Source organism: Sphingobium sp. B11D3D, assembly GCF_025961755.1.
Taxonomy (GTDB): Bacteria; Pseudomonadota; Alphaproteobacteria; order Sphingomonadales; family Sphingomonadaceae; genus Sphingobium.
Window position 1 is genome coordinate 1,258,166 of the sequence record NZ_JAOQOG010000001.1, and the last position, 22,705, is coordinate 1,280,870.

General features: G+C 63.4%; 14 protein-coding genes. 11 read left to right on the forward strand and 3 right to left on the reverse strand.

Annotation, left to right across the window (positions count from 1 at the left end):
* Nucleotides 1–172: 172 nt before the first annotated feature.
* On the reverse strand, nucleotides 173–3,394 hold the full coding sequence (locus M2334_RS06005; RefSeq protein WP_264604998.1) for a TonB-dependent receptor domain-containing protein: 3,222 nt from the start codon (nucleotides 3,392–3,394) through the stop codon (nucleotides 173–175).
* A gap of 368 nt (nucleotides 3,395–3,762) precedes the next feature.
* Here M2334_RS06005 and M2334_RS06010 point away from each other — a divergent pair, with 368 nt between their 5' ends.
* From M2334_RS06010 to M2334_RS06060, 11 genes are all read left to right on the forward strand, one after another.
* A complete protein-coding gene (locus M2334_RS06010; protein ID WP_264604999.1) occupies nucleotides 3,763–6,183 on the forward strand; it encodes a glycogen/starch/alpha-glucan phosphorylase in 2,421 nt (806 codons plus the stop codon).
* A complete protein-coding gene (glgB, locus tag M2334_RS06015; protein ID WP_264605000.1) occupies nucleotides 6,180–8,333 on the forward strand; it encodes a 1,4-alpha-glucan branching protein GlgB in 2,154 nt (717 codons plus the stop codon). The genes M2334_RS06010 and glgB overlap by 4 nt, the downstream gene beginning before the upstream one ends.
* 46 nt (nucleotides 8,334–8,379) lie before the next feature.
* Nucleotides 8,380–9,645 carry a glucose-1-phosphate adenylyltransferase gene (glgC, locus tag M2334_RS06020; protein ID WP_264570843.1) on the forward strand — a complete coding sequence of 422 codons (1,266 nt, stop codon included), beginning with the start codon at nucleotides 8,380–8,382 and terminating at the stop codon, nucleotides 9,643–9,645.
* Nucleotides 9,646–9,738: 93 nt separating this feature from the next.
* Nucleotides 9,739–11,193, forward strand: a complete 1,455-nt coding sequence (gene glgA, locus M2334_RS06025) for a glycogen synthase GlgA (RefSeq protein ID WP_264605002.1) — start codon at nucleotides 9,739–9,741, stop codon at nucleotides 11,191–11,193.
* Nucleotides 11,190–12,821: an alpha-D-glucose phosphate-specific phosphoglucomutase gene (locus M2334_RS06030; RefSeq protein ID WP_264594181.1), complete on the forward strand. Its 1,632-nt coding sequence runs from the start codon at nucleotides 11,190–11,192 to the stop codon at nucleotides 12,819–12,821. Before glgA ends, M2334_RS06030 begins: the two co-directional genes overlap by 4 nt.
* A gap of 38 nt (nucleotides 12,822–12,859) precedes the next feature.
* Nucleotides 12,860–14,659, forward strand: a complete 1,800-nt coding sequence (glgX, locus tag M2334_RS06035; RefSeq protein WP_264594182.1) for a glycogen debranching protein GlgX — start codon at nucleotides 12,860–12,862, stop codon at nucleotides 14,657–14,659.
* A gap of 136 nt (nucleotides 14,660–14,795) precedes the next feature.
* Nucleotides 14,796–15,710: an SDR family NAD(P)-dependent oxidoreductase gene (locus M2334_RS06040; RefSeq protein WP_264605003.1), complete on the forward strand. Its 915-nt coding sequence runs from the start codon at nucleotides 14,796–14,798 to the stop codon at nucleotides 15,708–15,710.
* Nucleotides 15,711–15,784: 74 nt separating this feature from the next.
* Entirely contained in the window at nucleotides 15,785–16,558 is a 774-nt protein-coding gene (locus M2334_RS06045) for a glutathione S-transferase family protein (protein ID WP_264573239.1), read from the forward strand.
* 45 nt (nucleotides 16,559–16,603) lie between these two features.
* Complete coding sequence (locus tag M2334_RS06050) at nucleotides 16,604–17,395, forward strand: glutathione S-transferase family protein (protein ID WP_264593194.1); 792 nt, start codon at nucleotides 16,604–16,606, stop codon at nucleotides 17,393–17,395.
* Between the two features lie 335 nt (nucleotides 17,396–17,730).
* The gene (locus M2334_RS06055) at nucleotides 17,731–19,635 is read left to right on the forward strand and encodes a TonB-dependent receptor (protein WP_264594183.1); all 1,905 of its coding nucleotides are present in this window, start codon (nucleotides 17,731–17,733) and stop codon (nucleotides 19,633–19,635) included.
* Between the two features lie 300 nt (nucleotides 19,636–19,935).
* Nucleotides 19,936–20,460: a DUF2141 domain-containing protein gene (locus tag M2334_RS06060; RefSeq protein ID WP_181560162.1), complete on the forward strand. Its 525-nt coding sequence runs from the start codon at nucleotides 19,936–19,938 to the stop codon at nucleotides 20,458–20,460.
* 36 nt (nucleotides 20,461–20,496) lie between these two features.
* On the opposite strand, the gene M2334_RS06065 is transcribed toward M2334_RS06060, so the two are convergent.
* Both M2334_RS06065 and M2334_RS06070 read right to left on the reverse strand, forming a co-directional pair.
* Nucleotides 20,497–21,690, reverse strand: coding sequence for a glycosyltransferase (locus M2334_RS06065; protein WP_264605004.1), 1,194 nt, complete (start codon nucleotides 21,688–21,690; stop codon nucleotides 20,497–20,499).
* Between the two features lie 54 nt (nucleotides 21,691–21,744).
* A complete protein-coding gene (locus M2334_RS06070; protein WP_264594184.1) occupies nucleotides 21,745–22,683 on the reverse strand; it encodes a hypothetical protein in 939 nt (312 codons plus the stop codon).
* Between the last annotated feature and the right edge of the window lie 22 nt (nucleotides 22,684–22,705).

Consider the following 22,705-nt stretch of genomic DNA (forward strand, 5'->3'; position numbering starts at 1 on the left):
GGAAGGGCGCGATCGCCCAAAAAAGTCGCAAAAATCTCTGCGATCCGCAAAATTAGTTTGCGCGTGAGCAATGTGCAACCGCCCGCGCGAACTGCCTTGTCTGCAACCGTTCAGGGGTGCGCCGGGAGGCAAGTAGGCGTGGCGGACGCCCAGTGCGCCCGCCACGCCCTCGTCAAAAGCGCAACCGCGCGCCGAGGAAGAAGCGCCGGCCAAGCACATCGTAGGTACTCGGGTCCGTGACACCGGATTGCGAAGAGCCTCCCTGCGCGAGCGTGCCCGCTCGCACGCCGAGGCGCGGGGGCTGCTTGTCGAACAGATTGTCCACGCCGAACCGCAACTCGACGGTGGATGTCGCCGCGATCCGCCCTGAGAGATCGAAGATGTCATAGGCGGGGATTGGGAGTTCGGTCGCCGTCGTGCTGGTCGCGTAGGTGAAGTAGCGAACCTTGGGCAGATGACGCCATGTCAGGCTGATCGCACCTGGGCCAAAATTATAGGCGACATTGGTCGACAGCTTCCATTTGAACTGCGCACTATACTGGTTGCTGCCGATGGTATCGCGATAGTCGGCCGTCGGCCCGCCCGGCAAGCTCTGAACGTCGAACTTGTCGAGATAGTTGAACGCGATATTGGTGGTGAACGATCCCTCATCCCCGAACAGCCCAGGCGCCGGGACGGTCCAGTTGAGATTGGCATCGATGCCTGCGGTGTGGATTTTACCCAGATTCTCGAAGAAGGCGCGTGTCGCCGACCAGAAGCCACTTTGCGGCTCACGGATGATCCGGGTGCAGAACTCGTTGCCGGGATCGTAAGTGGGATTGCTTGTGCCATCGAAGTTGAAGCACTGGCGGTAGACATAATCGGTCGACAGGGTCGAGACGGCACCTGCGATCTTGATATTATAATAGTCGACCGAGAGGGTCAGGCGGCTGAGCCACGGGGAATCCCGCCATGGTGAGCGGATGACCATGCCGGCCGTGAAGGTGCGGGCTTCCTCGGACTTGAGATTTGGGTTGCCCAATGTGACATCCCGCCCCAGAGGGAACAGCTGCGGCTGATTGCCCACGAAATCCGGACCGATCGGAAAGCCGCCTGAGATCGCGGAGCAGAGTGCCAGAACCTGCGCGCGATCCGGATTGTCGGCGCGATTGCCATAGCCGGGATAGGCGGAATTGTTGGCATGGGTCGCGCACGGATCGCCGCCGGGCCAATTGACCACGGTGTAGATGCCCGGCTGGAAGATTTCGGCGATGTTCGGTGCGCGGTTGGCGACCTGGTAGCCGCCGCGGAACTTCAGCCAGTCATTCACATCCCAGTCGCCAATGACTTTCCATGTGCCGACCGAGCCTGCCGTGTTGTAGCTCGAGTGACGATAGCCCGCATTGAGGTTCAGTGCCTGAACGAAGGGCAGATCGGACAGAAGCGGGATCAGGACCTCGCCGTAGAAATCCTTGACGAAGATCTTGCCTTCCGTTCGCGAGACGCCGGGCAGGCTGATGACGCCGCTGTTGATCGTCTGCGCGTTGAGTGGGCCGCTGGGCTCATAGAAGAAGTTGTTTTCGCGATAGGACGCGCCGGCCGCAAAGCGCACTTCACCGGCTGGCAGGTCGAACAGTCCACCCTGGAAATTCACTTCCGCCTGGGTCTGCCCGACGACCGTCTCAGCCTTGATGTTTGCTTGGATCAGATCTTGGCAGTCCTGCGAGACCGGGGCGGTGGTGAACGGATTGAGACCGCTCGTGCAGCTTGCGGACATGCCGAGACTGGGGTGCAGGAAGGTTGTTCCGGCGCCGTAGTTCGGAAGGCCGATCAAGGTTTGATAAGCGTCCAGATCGATGAAGTTCTCATAGCGCGTAACTTGCGAACTCTTGCCGTGACCGCCGAAGACATCGAACGTCCAGTCGCGAATGCCCACATTGCCGCGGAAGCCGCCGATCACCTCATAGTTATAGGTGTTCGTTTCGGTGCGCGAGGGGCCTATGAACGTCATCGATTGATTGAGCGACCATGGCGCATTCGGGCGAGCGCGGCTGCGTAGGATGTCGCAGAGGTCCTGCGGCACAGGATGCCCCACCGCCGCGCCACATGTCGCGGCGTCGAACGTGATACCGGCGTTCAGTTGACTAAACGCCGTGGCATAGGTGGATTGGGTCTGGACGTTGTTCTGGTCGAACTTGGCCTGAACATAGGCCGTAATGTCATCCGTGATGTCGTAATGCGCGCTGCCGAAGAAGGAGATTCGCCGCAGCGGCAACTGGAGATAGCCTTCCTTGCTGACGAAGGAGGCATTGCCGTTCTCCAGGATTTTCACATTGGGGTCGGTGCCGTTGTAATTGGGTGCGGGCGCACCAGTCACGCGGCCGACGACGCCCGAGAAGATCGTGGCATCGAGCGGATTGGCGGCCTTGTTGAAGAAGAAGCTGGTCGACAGGCCCGGCCCGGCAATCGCGACTTCCCCCGGCGCGAAGCCGTAGCGCGCAAACACCTGATTGACGGCCGCCTGGGACGGGTTGCCGGCTGGTGCACCGAAGTCGAAGCCGGCCACCACGCCCGGTACGCCGGTCGTATTCGTGCGCGGCGTAACGCCGAAGCTGCTGCCGAAGAAGACCGCTCCGCCGCTGCTGGCGGGATCGGTATAACCAGCCTGATAGAAGGGGCGATCCGCCTGATAGATGATGTCGCGGTCCTGATAGGTCACGCCCAGCATGGCGTTGCCGCGTCCATCGGCGAAATTGCCACCAACAAGGGCGGATATCTCGAACTGCCGTCCATCGCCACGTTCGCTGATTCCCATGCTGGTATCGATCGTGACGCCGGAATAGTCGCGCTTGAGCTTGAAATTGACGACGCCGGCAACGGCATCCGCGCCATAGGTTGCGCCCGCGCCGCCGGTGATGACCTCCACGCTGTCGAGCGCTGCCTTGGGAATGGTGTTGATATCGACCACCAGTGTCGCATTGGCCGGCTGGGTGCGCCGTCCATCCAGGAGGACCAGCGTTCGATTAGCGCCGATGCCGCGCAGGTCGAGCGTCGCGATACCGGGGCTGTTGGTCGGTGTGGCCTGCACGTCAGATCCGGCCAGGCCGGTCAGGCCGGCGCCGCCGCGACCGGTCGCGCCGACGCCGCCTGTGAACTGCGGCATTTCCTTCAGCCCCTGATCGATGCTGAGATCCGAGGAAGACTGCAGGGTGTCGCTGGTCACGGTGGTCAGCGGCGTCGCTGAGGTATAATCGCGGCGCACGATCCGCGATCCGGTGATGACGATCGCCTGCGTCTCCTGCGCGTCCGCCTCGGTGGACTGGGCCTTTGCCGGGCTTGGCGCGTTGAAGGCAAAGGCGAGCGCCGTACAACTCACCAGGGCACGCGCCGTCCATCTGTCAGTTCGTGGGTTCATCAGTCTTCCTCCCCTGCGTCGCGCGAGCCATTCGCGCAGCGTGGTCGTCTCTCGAGGAAGAGTGAGCGGCGTGGACACGCGTCATCGTGCGCAGGAACATCGAATGAGCGAACGCCATCTGCCTGCGCGAACCTGTGCCGCGCAGCCATATCCTCCCCGTCTGCGTCGCCGACTCGAAAGGTCAGCTTCAAATGAATGCTATTCAAATAAATGCAGACAGCAACTACTAAGATTCAATCGAAATTTGGGCTCTGCACTGACCCGGGGGTTCGAGGAAAAGCATTGAAAGCAAGGCTGGCGCATGCGTGCGTCTGTGTTATCGATGGGTGATTCCGCGACGCGGCATGAATCGAAAAGGGGCAGGGGTAATGGCGAGCAGAGACAGCAGGTCGGACAAGGCGCTTCAGATGCGGATTGTCGACGCGCTGGTCCACCGGATTGGCAAGGATAGTCAAGCTGCGCTGCCGCACGACTGGCTTGCCGCGACGATCTATACCCTCCGTGACGAGATCATCGAGCGGTGGATGGAATCATCCAAGGCGGCTCATGCTGCAGGTGCGAAGAGAGTCTATTATCTCAGCCTCGAGTTCCTGATCGGGCGACTGTTGCGCGACGCGCTGAGCAATCTCGGCGTGGTCGAGGAGGTGCGTGCGGCGCTGGCGGAACATGGTGTCGATCTCGATGAGATCGTGGAGATCGAGCCGGACGCCGCGCTGGGCAACGGCGGCCTCGGGCGTCTCGCTGCCTGCTTCATGGAGAGCCTCGCCACGCTGGACATCCCCGCTTATGGCTATGGCATCCGCTATGTGAACGGTATGTTCCGCCAGCGCATCGATGATGGCTGGCAGGTCGAGCTGCCGGAAAACTGGCTGGCCCACGGCAATCCTTGGGAGTTCGAGCGGCGGGAGAGCGCCTATCGCGTGGGCTTCGGCGGCGAGGTCGTCGGTGATGTCGACGGTCGCGTCGAATGGCATCCGGCCGAGAAGGTCATCGCCATGGCGGTCGACACGCCCGTGGTCGGCTGGCGCGGACGTCGCGTCAACACGCTGCGGCTTTGGAACGCCTTCCCCGTCGATCCTCTGCGGCTCGATGCCTTCAATGCCGGCGATCATGCCGGCGCGCTAGCCGAACAGGTGCGCGCCGAGAGCCTTGTGCGCGTGCTCTATCCCGCGGATTCGACGCAGGCGGGGCAGGAGTTGCGGCTGCGGCAGGAGTATTTCTTCTCGTCGGCCTCCATTCAGGACATCGTGCGGCGGCACATGCAATATCATGGCGATATCCGCACCTTGCCGGAAAAGGTCGCCATCCAGCTCAACGATACCCATCCTGCGGTGTCCGTCGCGGAACTGATGCGCCTGCTGATGGACGATCACGGGCTGGAACTGGCTGAGGCATGGACCATCACGCGCGCCACCTTCGGCTATACCAACCACACCCTGCTGCCCGAGGCGCTGGAGAGCTGGCCGCTGCCGCTGTTCGAGCGGATGCTGCCCCGGCATATGCAGATCGTCTATGCCATCAATGCGCTGGTGCTGCGTGAGGCGCGGGCCAGTAAGCAGCTCGATAATGCTGCCATCTCCGCCATTTCCGTGATCGACGAAAATGGCGAACGCCGCGTGCGCATGGCCAATCTCGCCTTTGCTGGCGCGCATAGCGTCAATGGCGTCGCGGCACTGCATACCGAGCTGATGAAGCAGACCGTCTTTGCCGATCTGCACCGGCTCTACCCGGACCGGATCAATAACAAGACCAATGGCGTGACCCCGCGGCGCTGGCTGCTGGAGTGCAATCCCGGCCTCACTGCGCTCATTCGCGAGACGATCGGCGACGGGTTCATGGACGATGCCGAGAAGCTCCACGAGCTGAACCGGTTCGCTGATGACGCGGCGCTCGGCGAGCGGCTGGGCGCCATCAAGCGCGCTAACAAGGAGGCGCTGACGCAGCATCTGCGCGAGCATATGGGTATCCGCCTCGATCCCTCCGCGCTGTTCGACGTGCAGATCAAGCGCATCCACGAATATAAGCGCCAGCTCCTCAATCTCATCGAGACGGTGGCGCTCTACGACCAGATCCGCAGCCATCCGGAGATCGACTGGGTGCCGCGCGTCAAGATTTTCGGCGGCAAGGCAGCGCCGAGCTACCATAATGCAAAGCTCATCATCAAACTGGCCAATGACATTGCCCGGCGGATCAACAGCGACCCCTCGGTGGGCGGGCTGCTCAAGGTCGTTTTCGTGCCGAATTACAATGTGAGCCTCGCCGAGAAGATCATCCCGGCGGCCGACCTCTCCGAGCAGATTTCCACCGCCGGCATGGAGGCATCGGGCACCGGCAACATGAAGTTTGCGCTCAATGGCGCGCTGACCATCGGCACGCTCGATGGCGCCAATATCGAGATCAAGGATCGGGTAGGCGATGACAATATCGTCATTTTCGGTCTGACGGCGGATGAAGTCGCGCACCAGCGGGCCAATGGGTATAATCCGCGCCAGATCATCGAGGAGTCGCGCGAGTTGCAGCAGGCGGTGTCAGCGATTGCCTCGGGCGTCTTCTCACCGGACGACCCCAACCGCTATGTCGAGCTGATCGGCGGGCTTTATGACCATGACTGGTTCATGGTCGCCGCCGATTTCGAGAGCTACAGCCAGGCCCAGCGCGCTGTCGATGCCCGCTGGTCGAACCCGGCCGGTTGGCAAAGTGCAGCGCTGCGGAACATTGCGAACGTTGGATGGTTCTCCTCAGACCGCACCATCGCGGAATATGCCAAAGACATCTGGGGAGTTATGTGAAGCCGCCCAAAGCGGCCCTTGAAGCCTTGCTGGCTGGCACGCATGCCGACCCCTTTTCGCTGCTCGGGCCGCACGAAGGGCCGACGGGCATATTCGTGCGCGCGGTCATTCCGGGTGCCGAGCAGGTGGACGCCTATGATCTGGCGGGCACGCGGCTGGGCACGCTGGAGCGCGTTGATGCGCGCGGTCTGTTCGAAGGCGCCGTGTCGGGACCGCGTCAGCCCTTGCGCTATCGTGCGAAGGGGCAGGGGGCCGAGTGGACAATCACGGACCCGTATAGCTTCGGGCCGGTCCTGGGGCCGCTCGACGATCTGCTGATCGGGGAAGGCACGCACTTCCGATTGTTCGACAAGCTCGGCGCGCATCTCATTGAACATGAAGGCGCCAGTGGCGTTCACTTTGCCGTCTGGGCGCCAAACGCACAGCGCGTGGCGCTGGTCGGCGACTTCAACGATTGGAACGGCCAACGCCATGTGATGCGCCGTCGCAGCGACAATGGCGTGTGGGAAATCTTCATGCCCGGCCTCGGGGCGTGGGAGGCGTATAAATATTTGATCGTCGGGCCGGACGGCACGGTCCAGCCGCTCAAGGCCGATCCGTTCGCCTTCGCCTCCGAACTTCGGCCGAAAACTGCGTCGATGACCTTCTCTCCAGCCAAGCCTGACTGGGGCGATGCCGCCCACCGCGCGCATTGGGCCTCGGTCGATCCGCGCCGCGTACCGGTGAGCATTTACGAGGTTCATCCCGGGTCTTGGCGACGGGACGAGGATGGGTGGTTCCTGTCATGGGACCGGATGGCCGAGGAACTGATCCCCTACGTCGCGGACATGGGCTTCACGCACATCGAGTTCCTACCGGTCTCCGAACATCCCTATGACCCGAGCTGGGGCTACCAGACCACCGGCCTTTATGCGCCGTCGGCCCGCTTCGGTGATCCGGCCGGCTTTGCCCGCTTTGTCGATGGCGCCCACCGCGCCGGCCTTGGCGTGCTGCTCGACTGGGTGCCCGCGCATTTCCCGACCGATGCCCACGGGCTGGCCCGCTTCGATGGCACGGCACTTTATGAGCATGAAGACCCGCGCCAGGGCTTCCATCCGGACTGGAACACCGCGATCTACAATTTCGGCCGGCGCGAGGTGGCGAGCTTCCTCGTCAACAATGCGCTGTTCTGGGCCGAGCGCTATCATGTCGACGGGTTGCGGGTCGATGCCGTCGCCTCCATGCTCCACCGCGACTATAGCCGCGAGCCGGGCGCGTGGGTGCCCAACGCGGAGGGCGGGCGCGAGAACTGGGAGGCCGCAGCCTTCCTCCAGACCATGAACAAGGCGATCTACGGTGCCCATCCCGGCGTCATGACGATTGCCGAGGAATCCACCACATGGCCGGGCGTCACGCATCCCGTGCATGACAATGGGCTGGGTTTCGGGTTCAAGTGGAACATGGGCTTCATGAACGATACGCTCAGTTACATGGCGCGTGATCCGATCCACCGGCGGTACCATCACGATGAGATCACCTTCGGGCTGACCTACGCCTATACCGAGAATTTCGTGCTGCCGCTCAGCCATGACGAGGTGGTCCACGGCAAGGGCTCGCTGCTCAACAAGATGGCCGGCGATGATTGGCAGAAATTCGCCAATCTGCGCGCTTATTATGCCTTCATGTGGGGCTATCCCGGCAAGAAGCTGCTGTTCATGGGGCAGGAGTTCGCCCAGCGTCGCGAGTGGAGCGAAGCGCGCGCGCTCGACTGGGAGCTGCTGGACGCGCCTGCCCATGCCGGCATCCGGACACTCATTCGTGATCTCAACGGTTTGTACCGCTCTCTTCCCGCGCTGTATCAGCGCGATTGCGAGGGTGAGGGCTTTGAATGGCTGATCGTCGACGATCGCGAGAATTCGGTGTTCGCCTGGGTCCGCAAGGCGCCCGGTGAGGCGCCTGTCGCGGTGATCGCGAACATGACGCCCGTGGTGCATTATGATTATCGCGTGCCGCTGCCCCATGACGGCATCTGGCAGGAGGCGATGAACACCGATGCCGCGATCTATGGGGGCAGCGGTGTCGGTAATTTGGGTGCGGTGCAGGCCGAGAAAGGCGTGGCGAGGATGACCTTGCCGCCGCTCGCCACGATCATGCTGCACGGAGAAGATTGAGGCGTCCGCCGTCATAATGGCGCGCCAGAGGAAGGAGTGGGAACAGGTGACACAAAGAGAAGGCCGCAAACAACCTCTGGCACGCGATGCGATGGCTTATGTCTTGGCCGGCGGGCGCGGCAGCCGCCTGATGGAACTGACCGACAATCGCGCAAAGCCTGCGGTCTATTTCGGCGGCATGTCCCGCATCATCGATTTCGCGCTCTCCAATGCGATCAACAGCGGCATCAGGCGCATCGGGGTGGCGACGCAGTACAAGGCCCACTCGCTCATCCGCCACATGCAGCGCGCCTGGAACTTCCTGCGCCCCGAGCGCAACGAGAGCTTCGACATTCTGCCCGCCTCGCAGCGCATCGACGAGTTTCACTGGTATGAGGGTACAGCGGACGCGGTGTTCCAGAACATCGACATCATCGCCAGCCACGCGCCCAAATATATCGTCATTCTGGCCGGCGATCACATCTACAAGATGGATTATGAGCTCATGCTCCAGCAGCATGTGCAGGAAAATGCCGATGTGACCGTGGGCTGCCTGGAAGTCCCGCGCATGCAGGCGACGGCCTTTGGCGTCATGCATGTCGATGATAAGGGCCAGATCACCAGCTTCCTCGAGAAGCCCGCCGACCCGCCAGCCATGCCCGGCAAGCCGGATGTCGCGCTCGCCTCGATGGGCATCTATGTCTTCACGACCGAATTTCTCTTCGAGCAACTGCGCCGCGATGCCGACGATCCGGAGAGCAAGCGCGATTTCGGCGGAGACATCATCCCCTATATCGTCAAGCACGGCAAAGCCGTCGCCCATCTGTTTTCATCCAGCGCGATCCGCGCTGCCGAGCAGATCGAGGAATATTGGCGGGATGTCGGTACGCTCGATGCGTATTGGGAAGCCAATATCGACCTGACCGACGTGGTGCCCAAGCTCAACATGTACGATCGCGACTGGCCGATCTGGACCGACCAGATCATCGCCGCGCCCGCCAAGTTCGTGCATGATGAGGAAGGCCGCCGGGGCATGGCGGTGAGTTCGCTCATCTCGCAGGATTGTATCGTCTCGGGCGCCGAGGCGCATCGCAGCCTGCTGTTCACCGGCGTGAAGATGGGCAGCTTCGCCAGCGTCAAGGAGGCGGTGATCCTGCCTTATTGCAACATCGGTCGCGGTGCGCGGCTCAAGCGGTGCATCATCGATAGCGGCGTCCGCATTCCGGAAGGTCTGGTCGTCGGCGAAGATCCGGGCCTGGACGGGCAGCGGTTTCGCCGCACGGAAAGCGGCATCTGTCTGATCACCAAGGCGATGATCGACCGGCTGGACTAGCGTCTAGGGCCGCGCGCAGCACTTGCGCGTGTCGAACCGGATTTTTCATCCTTTGCCTTAAGGCACGTCGCCGTCCATCGGGTTGTTACGAACATGACAGAGCTTTCCGTCCTCTCCGCCGCGTCCGAATGCTGGCCGCTCATCAAGACCGGCGGCCTTGCCGATGTGGCCGGGGCCCTGCCGGCGGCGGTGGCGCCCCATGGCGTGGCGATGACGCGCTTTCTGCCCGGCTACCCCTCGGTCCTGAAGGCCCTGCCGCGCAAGCGCACCGTCTTCCGCTATGACTCGCTGCTCGGCACGCCGGCGCGCATTCTCGCTGCCAAGCATGAGGGGCGCCCGCTGCTGGTGCTCGATGCGCCCGGCTTTTTCGAGCGCGACGGCGGACCTTATGCCGATGCCATGGGGCGGGACTGGCTGGACAACGGCCTGCGTTTCGCCGCCTTCGCCAAGGCCGCAGCCGATCTCGCCGCCGGGCGCGCAGGGCTCAAGCCGTTCGATGTGCTCCACGCGCATGATTGGCAGGCCGGGCTCGCGCCGGCCTATCTGGTCTATTCCGGAGATCAGGCAACAAGACCCGCCAGCGTGATGACCATCCACAACATGGCATTCCAGGGCTGGTTCGACGCAGCTTTCTTTGCCCGGCTGGACCTGCCGCCTGTCGCATGGTCGATCGAGGGCGTGGAATATCATGGAGGCGTGGGGATGCTGAAGGCGGGGCTGGTCCTCGCCGATGCGATCACCACCGTGAGTCCCGGCTATGCCGAGGAAATCCGGCGGCCCGAATTCGGCATGGGGCTGGAGGGACTGGTCGTCGGCCGGCAGGACCGCATGCATGGCATCGTCAACGGCATCGATGCCGCCGAGTGGAATCCGGCCAAGGATGCAGCGCTGGCCGCGCCATTCACGGCGGACGACCTCTCCGCTCGCGTGGCCAACAAGCGGGCGGTCGAGGCCGCCTTCGGCTTGGAGAGCGGCGATGGGCCGCTGCTCGTCGTCATCACGCGGCTCACCTGGCAGAAGGGCATGGACGTGCTGCTCGAGGTGATTGATCATCTTGTCGGCCTGGGCGGCAGGCTCGCGGTGCTGGGCAGCGGCGACGCGGCGATCGAGGCCGGACTCCATGCCGCCGCCGGCCGCCACCCCGGTCGCGTCGGCATTCGCATTGGCTATGACGAGCCGCTCGCTCATCTGATGCAGGGCGGGGGCGATGCCATTCTCATTCCCTCCCGGTTCGAGCCCTGCGGTCTCACGCAGCTTTACGGCTTGGCTTATGGCTGCGTGCCGGTCGTCGCGCGGACGGGCGGGCTTGGCGATACGGTGATCGACGCCAATGAGGCCGCGATGAACGCGGGCGCGGCCACCGGCGTGCTGTTCTCGCCGGTCGATTATCAGGGCCTCGCAACCGCGATCAGCCGCACGATCCGCCTTTATGGGGCGGGAGCGCGCTGGCAACAGATCCAGCAGGCGGGGATGAAAACGGACAATAGCTGGGGACGGAGCGGCGCTGCTTATGCTGCGCTCTACCGGCAACTCAAGGAGCAGAGATGACGATCATGCGCGTCCCCACTACGCCGTTCGAAGGCCAGAAGCCCGGCACATCCGGCCTGCGCAAGAAGGTGCGGGTGTTCCAGCAGGCCAATTATGCCGAGAATTTCGTCCAGTCGGTCTTCGATGCGATTGATGGCAAGGATGGCGCGCTGCTCGTCGTTGGTGGGGACGGGCGCTATCATAACCGCACGGTCATCCAGCAGACGATCCGCATGGCCGCCGCCAATGGCTTTGCGAAGGTGATGGTGGGGCAGGGCGGCATCCTCTCGACGCCCGCCGCCAGCCACCTCATCCGCAAATACGGCGCGCTGGGCGGGCTCATCCTCTCCGCCAGTCATAATCCCGGCGGGCCGGACGAGGATTTCGGGATCAAGTATAACGTCTCCAACGGCGGGCCGGCGCCGGAGAAAGTGACCGAGGCAATCTACGCGCGTACGCAGACCATCACCCAGTGGCAGATGGTGGAAGCCGGCGACATCGATCTCGATGCGCTGGGCACCGTCACGGTCGGCGGCATGGCGGTCGAGGTGGTCGATCCTGTGGCCGATTATGCTGATCTCATGGAGGAGCTGTTCGACTTCGCCGCCATCCGCGCCATGGCCGCTGGCGGCTTCACGCTCGCCTTCGATGCGATGAGCGCGGTCACTGGCCCTTATGCGACCGAGATTTTCGAGCGACGCCTGGGCTTTGCGCCCGGCACCGTCCGCAATGGGACGCCGCTCGAGGACTTTGGCCATCATCACCCGGACCCCAATCTCGTCCACGCCAAGGTGCTGTACGATCTGATGATGAGCGCGGACGCCCCCGATTTCGGCGCGGCGTCTGACGGCGATGGCGACCGTAACCTGATCATCGGCAAGGGGCGCTTCGTCACGCCGTCGGATTCGCTGGCGATGCTGGCGGCTAACGCCCATCTCGCCAAGGGCTATCGCGGCGGCCTCAAGGGCATTGCCCGCTCCATGCCGACCAGCGCGGCGGCGGATCGCGTGGCGGAAGCGCTCGGCATCCCGAGCTTCGAGACGCCGACCGGCTGGAAATTCTTCGGCAATCTGCTGGATGCCGGCATGGCGACGATCTGCGGCGAGGAAAGCGCCGGCACGGGCAGCGACCATGTTCGCGAGAAGGACGGGGTGTGGGCCGTGCTGCTCTGGCTCAACATCCTTGCCGAGCGCAAGATCAGCGTCGATGCTCTGGCCCACGATCATTGGGCGCGCTTTGGCCGCAATTATTATGCGCGGCACGATTATGAGGGCATCGAGACGGAGAAGGCCAATGCGCTCATCGAAGCGCTTACGGCGGCGCTCCCCGCGCTGCCCGGTGCGCGCTTCGGCGCGCTCACCGTCGCAGCGGCGGACAGCTTCTCTTACGCCGACCCGGTCGATGGCTCTGTCAGTGCCAATCAGGGCCTGCGCGTGCTGTTCGAGGGCGGTTCGCGCGTGGTGTTCCGTCTCTCCGGCACAGGCACGGAAGGCGCGACGCTGCGCGTCTATCTGGAGCGTTACGAACCCGTGGGCGGCGCGCTGGATGAAGAGACGCCTGCGATGCTGGCGGAGCTGATCGCAGCGGCGGAAGCGATCGCCGGTATCGCGCGCCACACGGGCCGCACAGCCCCGGATGTCGTGACATGAGGCGGCGCGCCTTTGCTTTGCAGGCGTCCAGGGCCTGAATGTACGGCGTTCACCTCACCCGCGAGGGCGCGACATTCTCCGTCTGGGCGCCCGACGCCACCGCTGTAACCCTGTGCCTGTTCGGCGATGACGAGTGCGAGCATCGCCATGCCATGGCCCAACAGGGCGATGTCTGGCAGGCGCAGATTGCCGGGGTTGCTGCCGGCCAGCGTTATGGCTTTCGCGCCGACGGCCCATGGGCGCCGGAGCAGGGGCTGTGCTTCGATCCCGCCAAGCTGTTGGTCGATCCCTGGGCGAGCGCGATCGATCGGCCTTTTGTCTTTGATCCCCAGCTTGCCGAGCGCGGCGTAGAGACGGCGCCACTCGTACCGCGCAGCATCGTCACTGCGCCGCTGGCCGATCTCCCGCCGGCGCCGCCGCACATCCGCCAGGGCGCCCTGATCTACGAGTTGAACGTACGCGGTTTCACCATGCTGCATCCGGACGTACCGCCGGCGCTGCGGGGCACGGTGGCGGCGCTCGCACACCCGGCGGTCATCGCACATCTCCAGAAGCTGCATGTCGGGGCGGTCGAACTGATGCCGATCGTCGCCTGGATCGATGAGAGGCATCTGGTCGCACGTGGGTTGGCCAATGCCTGGGGTTACAACCCGATCGCGCCCATGGCCCTCGATCCCCGACTGTGCCCCGGTGGCATGGCGGAACTGCGCGAAACGGTGGCGTGCCTGCACGAGGCCGGCATCGGCGTCATTCTCGACCTTGTGTTCAACCACACCGGCGAGAGCGACCGGATCGGGCCGACCCTGTCGATGCGCGGGCTGGGCGAGCGGAGCTATTATGCGCTGGAGGCCGATGGCGACCTCGTCAATGTCGCCGGCACCGGTAACACGCTTGATTTTACCCAGCCTGCCGTGCGGGCGCTCACGCTGGAGACGCTCCGACGCTTCGTGCGTGAGGCGGGCGTGGATGGCTTCCGCTTCGATCTCGCGCCGATTCTGGCGCGCGGCCCGGCGTTCGATCCGCAGGCGCCAATCTTCGATGAGATCGCGCGCGATCCCTGGCTGGCGGATCGGGTCCTGATCGCAGAGCCATGGGATATTGGCGCGGACGGTTATCAACTCGGCCGCTTTCCTGAGAGTTGGCTGGAATGGAACGACCGCTATCGCGACGATGTGCGCCGCTTCTGGCGCGGCGATGGCGGGATCGGCGCCTTCGTCACGCGTCTCGCCGGATCGGCGGACATCTTCGGCAAGCCGAGCCGGAGCGTCAATTTTTTGGCGTCTCATGACGGCTTCACGCTCGCCGATACCGTGGCCTATGTCCATCGTCACAATCTCGCCAATGGTGAGCATAATCGCGACGGACATGGCGAGAATTTCAGCTGGAACCACGGTGTCGAGGGACCGAGCGACGACCCGGACGTGATCGCGGCGCGCGGGGACGATCTGCGGGCCTTGCTCGCGACGCTCTTTGCCTCGTCCGGGACGATCATGCTGACGGCCGGCGATGAATTTGGCCGCACCCAGCAGGGCAACAACAACGCTTATGCGCAGGATAATCCGCTCTCCTGGGTTGCCTGGCATGATCGCGATACCTCACTGGAGGCCTTTGCCTGTGCGCTCTCCGCCGCGCGCGCGGCGGATCTCGATGCGTTCGCGACATTTCCTGAGCCCGGCCGCTGGTTCCGGGCGGATGGGGCGGATATGAGCGTTTCCGGCTGGGAATCGGCCGAGACCGGCTTTGTCCGCTACGAGGCGGACTTGCCGAACGGTCGCCGCTTCACGCTCCTCGTCGACCGCGCGCAGCGCCGACTCATTGTTGACATTGTCCGGCATTGAGTGAAAACCGGGCGGGGAATGGGGAATCATTCCGCGCAAAGCGAAGGGCCAGCGGCCTGGCGCAGCAGCACGGAACACCCTGAGGGGCATAACAGGTCAGTCTCCCGTCGGATGACCGGAGCGAGGAGTGGATTGCATGAAGGATTTAAAGGGCCAACTGGCTTTCATCACCGGTGGCGCTTCGGGTGCCGGCTTCGGTCAGGCAACCGTGTTCGGACGGGCGGGCGCTGAGATTGTCATTGCGGATGTGCGCGCGGAAGCCATCGACGCCGCCCTTGAGAAGCTGCGGGCAGAGGGCGTCCGCGCCCACGGCATCAAGCTCGATATCATGGACCGCGACGCCTATGCGAAGGCTGCGGACGAGGTCGAATCCGTTTTCGGCCGCGCGCCGACGATCCTGTCGAACACCGCTGGCGTCAACAGCTTCGGGCCGATCGAGAAGACGACCTATGATGACTTTGACTGGATTGTCGGCGTCAACCTGGGCGGCGTCATCAATGGCATGGTCACCTTCGTCCCGCGCATGATCGCGGCGGGTGTGCCGGGGCATATCGTGACAGTGTCCTCGCTCGGCGGGTTCATGGGCAGCGCGCTGGCCGGCCCATATTCGGCGGCGAAGGCGGCCAGCATCAACCTGATGGAAGGCTACCGGCAGGGTCTGGCGCAGTATGATATTGGCGTCTCGGTCTGCACGCCGGCCAATATCCGCTCCAACATCGCCGAGGCGAGCCGCCTCCGTCCTGAGAAGTTCGGGGCGAGCGGCTATGTCGAGAATGACGATTCCATCGCCTCCCTGCACTCGATCCACCAGCACGGGCTTGATCCCGAGAAGCTGGGTGAGGCGATCATGAAGGGCATTCAGGAAAACGCGCTCTACATCATCCCCTATCCGGAAGTGCGCGAAGGGCTGGAGAAGCATTTCCAGGCGATCATCGAGTCCGTCGCGCCGATCGAGAGCGACCCGGAGGGCGCGCGTCTGCGCACCGAGGCGTTGATCAACTGGGGTCGCGACCGCACGCGCGTCTTCGCCGACGGCAAGAAGGGCGAATAATCGCATTGCGCGATCGAATTGCGCTGGGGCGCCATGCGGAGCCATGGTCGCGCTAAGAACTATCGGAGAGAGACATGACCCTCAAATTGTACAGCTTTGGCCCCGGCGCCAATTCGCTCAAGCCGCTCGCGACGCTCTATGAGAAGGGCCTCGAATTCGAGCCGGTCTTCGTGGACCCGGCCAAGTTCGAGCAGCATTCGGACTGGTTCAAGAAGATCAATCCGCGCGGCCAGGTGCCGGCGCTCTGGCATGATGGCCAGGTCGTCACCGAATCCACCGTGATCTGCGAATATCTCGAAGACGTGTTTCCGGATGCCGGCACGTCATTGCGCCCCGCCGATCCGTTCAAGCGCGCGGAAATGCGCGTGTGGACCAAGTGGGTGGACGAGTATTTCTGCTGGTGCGTTTCCACCATCGGCTGGGCATTCGGCATCAAGGCGATCGCTCAGAAGATGACTGACGAAGAGTTCGAGGACCACGTCACCAACAAGGTGACCATTCCCGAGCAGCAGGTGAAGTGGCGCCGCGCCCGGAACGGCTTCCCGCAGGAGATGCTGGACGAGGAGTTCCGCAAGGTCGGCGTGTCGGTCCAGCGGCTGGAGGAGACGCTCTCCAAGCAGGACTATCTGGTCGACAGCGGCTTTAGCCTCGCAGACATCTGCAACTTCGCCATTGCCAATGGCCTCCAGCGTCCCGGTGGCTTCTTCGGCGACTATGTGAACGAGCAGAAGACGCCCGGCCTGTGCGCCTGGCTAGCGCGCATCAACGAGCGTCCGGCGATCAAGGCGATGTTCGAGAAGGCCAAGAGCGAGGATCTGCTCAAGGCCAAGCCGCAGCCCGCCGCCTGAACCGGGCGGCGGTCATACATCAAGGATAAGAAGGCGGACTGGGCAATGACGCAGGATCTCACCATCTACCACATTCCCGGTTGCCCCTTCTCGGAGCGCATCGAGATCATGATGGCGCTCAAGGGCGTGGCGCTGAAGGATGTCGAGATCGACATCTCCAAGCCGCGCCCGGACTGGCTGCTGGCCAAGAGCGGCGGCACCACGGCGCTGCCGCTGCTCGATGTAGAGAATGGCGAGAGCCTCAAGGAGAGCATGGTCATCTTGCGCTATCTTGAGCAGCGATACCCGCAGCCTGCCGTCGCGCATCCCGATCCGTTCCACCACGCCGTCGAGGGAATGCTGGCGGAGCTGTCCGGCCCGTTCTCGGGCGCGGGTTACCGCATGATCCTCAACCGCGATGCCGACAAGCGTGAGGAAATGCGCGCGGCTGTGGACGCGGAGTTTGGCAAGGTGGATGCGTTCCTGCGCCGCTACGCCACGGGCGTCGACTTTCTGTTCGAGGATCGCTTCGGCTGGGCGGAGGTCGCCTTCACGCCGATGTTCAAACGGCTGTGGTTCCTCGAATATTACGAAGATTATGAGGTGCCCGCCCAGTTCGACCGGGTGTTGCGCTGGCGCGCGGCCTGCGTCGCGCATCCGGCCGCCCAGCACCGCAGTCATGAAGAGCTGATCAAGCTCTATTATGATTATAGCCAGGGCGGCGGCAACGGTCGCATACCCGAAGGGCGCGCCATTTCCAGCTTCTCCCCGGATTTCGACTGGCGCAACCGCCCCATGCCTCCCCGAGACAAATGGGGCCGCCCCGCGACCGATAAAGAACTGGGCCTTGCCGCTTAACCCGCAAATTGCTTAGCATGCTATGATCTGATTGCCACATCCTTCATGCTTTCTTGGCAAGATGCATCTTCGGGCCATGACATGAGGAATTGTTAACCATAATGAGGGACTTGGCCTGTGGGAGCGAGCAGGCCGGTCGGCTTCCCGAGAGCCGGTGTGGGTATCGCCTTGGGGGATCTGGTTTGTCACGCCGCAAGTGGCTGATCTTTGGATATGCGTGTCTGGCCGGTGCAGCCTTGCCAGCGCCGGCACAGGGGCAGCCTGCAGACCAATCGCGCGGCTCCGTTTACGAGGCCGCTTTTTTTAGCCCCTCCGCACCCAGCAATGCGCTGGAGATGATCTCCCTGGTGCCCGGCTTCACGCTGGACGAGGGCGATGCCGAGATTCGCGGTTTTCGGCAGGCGGCAGGCAATGTCGTGATCAATGGCCGACGGCCCAATGCCAAGAGCGAGACGCTCGGCACGCTGCTCTCGCGCATTCCCGCTGCCCGCGTCGTCCGCATCGAACTTGCCTCGGGCGATCGGTTCGGGACGGACTATGCCGGCCGCGCGCTGGTAGCCAATGTTGTGCTGTCGCAGGAGGGCGGGCTTGCGGCGACTGTCGAGACGACCTTGCGCCGGGAATATCGCGGCGCGATCCTTCCGGAAGGAAGCATCTCCGCGCTGTGGAATCGGGGCGCATCGACCTTCAACGTCGCACTCGCCGTAAAAAATGCTGCGACATCGGAGGAGGGGTTCGACCAGCTGGTCACGCTGCCCGGCGGCACCGAGCAGGAATATCGCGAGAAGTTCAGCCGCTTCCGCAATCCCCAGCCCTCCGGCTCTGTGCGGTGGACGCTGAACGAGGGGGAGCATCGCACGGTCAATCTCAGCGCCAGTCTCAACCTCAATTATGATGACCTGACGCAAAGCAGCTTTGTGCAATCTGCTGACGGATCCGAGCGCAACGACGCCCTTGTGCAGCGTTGGTTTACCCGCACCATGGAAGTGAGCGGCGACATCACCCGGCCTCTCGGTTCTGGTGGCATCAAGCTGCTCGGTCTGGCCTCCCGGCGATATCGCAGCCTGCGCGATCAGGCGACCGAGGCCAGTCTGGCAGGAGACGATCTGGGCGGCCTCTTTCAGAACCAGCATGACTGGCGGGACGAGACGCTGGCGCGCGTGAGCTGGAGCGGCACGGCATTCTCCGGCTGGACGGTCGAGACAGGCGTGGAGGGCGTCCGCACCCGGCTGGATGGCCAAGTGGATCTGTTTTCCGTCGATCCCGATGGAGCGGTCACGGTTTATGATCTGCCTGTCAGCAACGCGGTGGTGACCGAGGATCGCGGCGAGGCCTTCGCCAATGCGGGCCGGCCGCTGTCATCCCGGCTGCGGATCGATTTGGGCCTTGCCTATGAACGCTCGCGCCTCAGCGTAAGGGGCGATGTCAGCGCCCGTCGGACCCTCGACTTCGTCAAGCCCAAGGTCGCGCTGGATTGGCGTGACGGCGCCTGGCACAGCCAGATCAGCGCCGAACGGACCGTGGCGCAGCTCGATTTCGAGGATTTCGTCAGCGCCGCGGAGCTTTCGGCGGACCGGGTGAACGGTGGCAATCCCGATCTCCTCCCGCAACGGGCCTGGGAGTTCAAGCTGAGCGTTGATCGCGCCTTGCCGGGTGACGGGCGCATCACGCTCGATCTGGGCTATGATTTCATCGCAAAGGTTCAGGACCGCGTGCCGACGCCGGAGGGGTTCGATGCGCCGGGCAATCTGGGGGACGGCACCCAGTTCAGCGCGGCGGCCAATATCGATCTGCCGCTCTCCCGGCTGGGCGTCAAAGGCGGGCGGCTCACCCTTTATGGCTCCTACATCGATACGTCCGTGCGGGATCCGTACACGCTGCGCTATCGCCCCTTTTCCGGCTATGCGCCCTTCTACTACGAGGCGCGCTTCCGGCAGGATCTGGGCCGCTTCGCCTGGGGCACGAGCATGACCGGCAATAGCGGGTCGGACAGCTATCGGATCGACGAGGTGGACTTCAACCGAGGAATCGCGCCCAATGTCGCCGCCTTTGTCGAATATCGCCCGAATTCCCGTTGGACGGTGACGCTCGGCAGCGAAAACCTGCTGGATGGCGGCAAGCGGCGCGTGCGCGACTTCTACGATCCGGACCGGCGCTCGCTGATGCCCTATGAGCGCGAACTGCGTCATCGCGAGAGCCACCTGGTCGCATATCTGACCATCAAGCGCAGCATCCGGTAGCCGCTCCCCTCAAGGGGCACGCAACGGCCGATCCATCCTGTGTTCAGGCGCATCATGCCATGGATCTTTCAGGTCAGCGCGGCATTGTAACGGTTCACGGACGCGCTGACGCTGTAACTGTCCGTGCCAGTCAGGCATTGCCGAGCCGGATGATGTCATGCAGATAGGCTTTCAGCTTGTCGCAACGGGCCTTCGCGCCCTTGTCGGTGCCGGCTTTGAGCCGGGCTTATGGTAGTTTGACCAGTGCGGATCGCGCGCCATGCGGTGCGGGGTCTGCCCGGTGCAGGAGAATGAGTGCTGATGACACTGAGTGTGTTGCTTGCCGCGGCGGCGGCCGCAGGATCGCCGCAATATATCCCGTCCAGCCCCACGCTGGGGATGGCCGAAGGGCGCTGCCGCGCGAATGAAAGCGGCCCGGCCTATATGATCAACATCAACGGGTTGAAGGACCGTCAGGGTCTGGTTCGCGTCGAGCTCTATCCCAATAGCGACGAGGATTTCCTCGCCGACGATAATGTCCTGCTCATGGCGGGCAAACCCTTTCGTCGCGCCGAGATGAAGGTGCCGGCCAGCGGCCCGGTCGTGCTCTGCATCCGCGCGCCGAGCGCGGGCACCTACACGCTGAGCCTGCTGCATGACCGCGATTCCAACCGCAAGCTCGGCCTGTCGGTGGATGGCGTCGCTTTTCCGGGTGATCCCAAACTGTGCTGGGGCCAGCCCAAGGGCCGCGATGCACGGGCGACCGTGGGCAATGGCCCGACCACGATCAACGTCACTATGCAGTATCGCCGCAGTCTGGTCTGCTTTGGCCCGCTCAAGAAGTAGCGGAAAGGGGAGGGCTGGCCTAGCCGCCCTCGCGTGTCAGGCTGCCAGCGTGCCTGTGCGTCGCACGACGGGATTGTCGACGAGCTGCTGATAATAAGCGAATAGATCGGCGAAATGCTCGTCGATGGTGCGCACATGTTGCGCATAATGGAGGGCTTTGGCGCGCACCTCTTCCTTGGGCGTGGCAATGAAGTCCAGGATCGCCTTGGCTGCGGCTGTGGGATCGGCTGATTTGTACAGCCACCCTTCGCACAAGCGGGCGTGATCCGCAGCGCCGCCACGATCCGGCATGATGAGTGGCAGGCCGGCCGCACGCGCCTCACCGCCGACGGTGCAGAACACCTCCGCCTCGCAGCCATGGATCAGAGCATCGCAGCTGGCGAAAAGACGCGCGACTGCCTGCCTGTCCGAGATTGGTGAGAGCAGATGGACGTGCGGGATTTGCGCGGCGGCGCGGGCCACACGCGCGCGATCGCGCCCATCGCCGGCAATCACGAGGCCGACCGGCGCCTTGTTCCCCGCCATGGTCACGGCCTGGATCATCATAGGCCAGCGCTTCTCCGGGCCGTGCCGCCCAGCCCCCAGCAGCAGCGTTGCTTCGGGCGGCAGGTCGCAGCGCGCAAGGAGGCGCGCGCGCAACTCTTCATCTCGAAAGTCCGGAGAGAAAATGCCTGGCTGGACGCCCATGGGATTGGTCACGACCCGTTTCATCCCACCCGCCAGCAGGCGATTGGTCTGGTCTTCGCCAGTCGTGATCGAGCCGTCGAACAGCTGGTCCATCCGCTTGAGGTGACGCCAGAACATGCCGAAAGCGCGGTCAATGGCCGGACGAGGCAGGAAAGGATCGAACCAGCGATAGGCATAAGCCGACATGGGATCGGCATGCATCACCAGCGCCCGCGGTGCTTTGCCTGGCCACTCGCCAACAAAGCGGGCGCTGCGCCAGGGCGAGGAGCATTCGACGACGTCGGGCTCGAGTTGGCTTAACGTATCGTGCAACGTGTCGACGTCGCGGAAATAATGGTAACGCCGGTCCAGTGGAAATTGAGGGTTCTCCAGGTAGATGATCCGCGCATTGGGGCCATAATCCTCAACGCGGAAACCCGGCCCTGGGGCGATCACCACCACTTCATGCCCCGCCGCAGGTCCGGCGAGAAGCTTGCGATCGATGTAGGTTTTTACGCCGCCGCCATAGGGCGTGTAAAAGGCGGCGACATCCACAATGCGCATGCTGTCACCCGGCGCGGGCGCACATGGCGTCCACCTTGTCGCGCGATCCTGCCATCAGGCCGGCTTTTCTTTTCTGCCAACCCTGATCGTGGCGAGATCGCCGATGGCCAGCACCGCACCGATGACGAGATGGGTCAGCAGGATAAGGGTGGTGATGAGCGCGATGAGAATGTGGATTTCGCTATCCTGACCCACCGCGAACACGGCGACCGCCGCGAAGATGATATCCTTGTTGCTGATGAGCGGCAGGCGCGAGAGCAGCATTCGCACCGTCGCCAGCACCAGCCACCAGCCCAGCGCCACGTCCGGCAGGGCCAAGCTCCACACCACCGCGAGCAGGACGTTGCCGACCAGCAGTCGCGCGAAATGCAGGCCGGAAATGGCCCAGAGTTGCGTGCGGGTGAGGCTGAAAATGCGCTTGCTGAACACGAAAACCAGCAGGGAGACGACCATGATGACGCCGACCGATGCGGCCAGGGCGGAACTGGTGATGCCGAGGTTCAGGCTCTTCGCATAAGGATAGACCAAGGCCATCATCGCGAGCGTGAAGATGTTGGACACCACGGCGGAGAGGATCGCGACGTCCTTGACGGCGCCGAAGGGCGAACCCTCCATTTTGATCTTCTTGCGTGCCCAACTGTAGAAATAGGCCTCGCCGAGATAATCGACGATCAGCTCGTTGGTGACGTTCTTGCGCGCAAGGGCGATGAGGCCTTCGCCCGGAATATGCCAAAGCCAGCGGAAGATGATGAAATCAAAGGCCAGGCCCGTGAAATAATAGCCGAAAAAGGCGACCCAGAACAAAGGATTGGCCGGGATGGTCTGCAACAGATCGTCAAGGCGGAACGAGCGGAACTGCCAGATGACAACCGCAAGAATGGCAATGGACAGCGCCGGGGTGATCCACACCCACCACGAGGTCTGGCGGACAGGAAGCGGGATCGGGTCTTTGGAAGGATCGTCGCTCGACGGAGCAGGGGCTGGTGTCTGCATGTGTGTTTGCTTACTTGATAAG

Excerpts from the sequence above, each read along its gene's own strand:
- M2334_RS06060 (WP_181560162.1), top strand. The coding sequence starts at position 19,936 with ATGACACTGAGTGTGTTGCTTGCCGCGGCGGCGGCCGCAGGATCGCCG.
- M2334_RS06010 (WP_264604999.1), top strand. The coding sequence starts at position 3,763 with ATGGCGAGCAGAGACAGCAGGTCGGACAAGGCGCTTCAGATGCGGATT.
- M2334_RS06030 (WP_264594181.1), top strand. The coding sequence starts at position 11,190 with ATGACGATCATGCGCGTCCCCACTACGCCGTTCGAAGGCCAGAAGCCC.
- glgA (WP_264605002.1), top strand. The coding sequence starts at position 9,739 with ATGACAGAGCTTTCCGTCCTCTCCGCCGCGTCCGAATGCTGGCCGCTC.
- M2334_RS06050 (WP_264593194.1), top strand. The coding sequence starts at position 16,604 with ATGACGCAGGATCTCACCATCTACCACATTCCCGGTTGCCCCTTCTCG.
- M2334_RS06070 (WP_264594184.1), bottom strand. The coding sequence starts at position 22,683 with ATGCAGACACCAGCCCCTGCTCCGTCGAGCGACGATCCTTCCAAAGAC.
- M2334_RS06040 (WP_264605003.1), top strand. The coding sequence starts at position 14,796 with ATGAAGGATTTAAAGGGCCAACTGGCTTTCATCACCGGTGGCGCTTCG.
- M2334_RS06045 (WP_264573239.1), top strand. The coding sequence starts at position 15,785 with ATGACCCTCAAATTGTACAGCTTTGGCCCCGGCGCCAATTCGCTCAAG.
- M2334_RS06005 (WP_264604998.1), bottom strand. The coding sequence starts at position 3,394 with ATGAACCCACGAACTGACAGATGGACGGCGCGTGCCCTGGTGAGTTGT.
- M2334_RS06055 (WP_264594183.1), top strand. The coding sequence starts at position 17,731 with ATGATCTCCCTGGTGCCCGGCTTCACGCTGGACGAGGGCGATGCCGAG.
- M2334_RS06065 (WP_264605004.1), bottom strand. The coding sequence starts at position 21,690 with ATGCGCATTGTGGATGTCGCCGCCTTTTACACGCCCTATGGCGGCGGC.
- glgX (WP_264594182.1), top strand. The coding sequence starts at position 12,860 with ATGTACGGCGTTCACCTCACCCGCGAGGGCGCGACATTCTCCGTCTGG.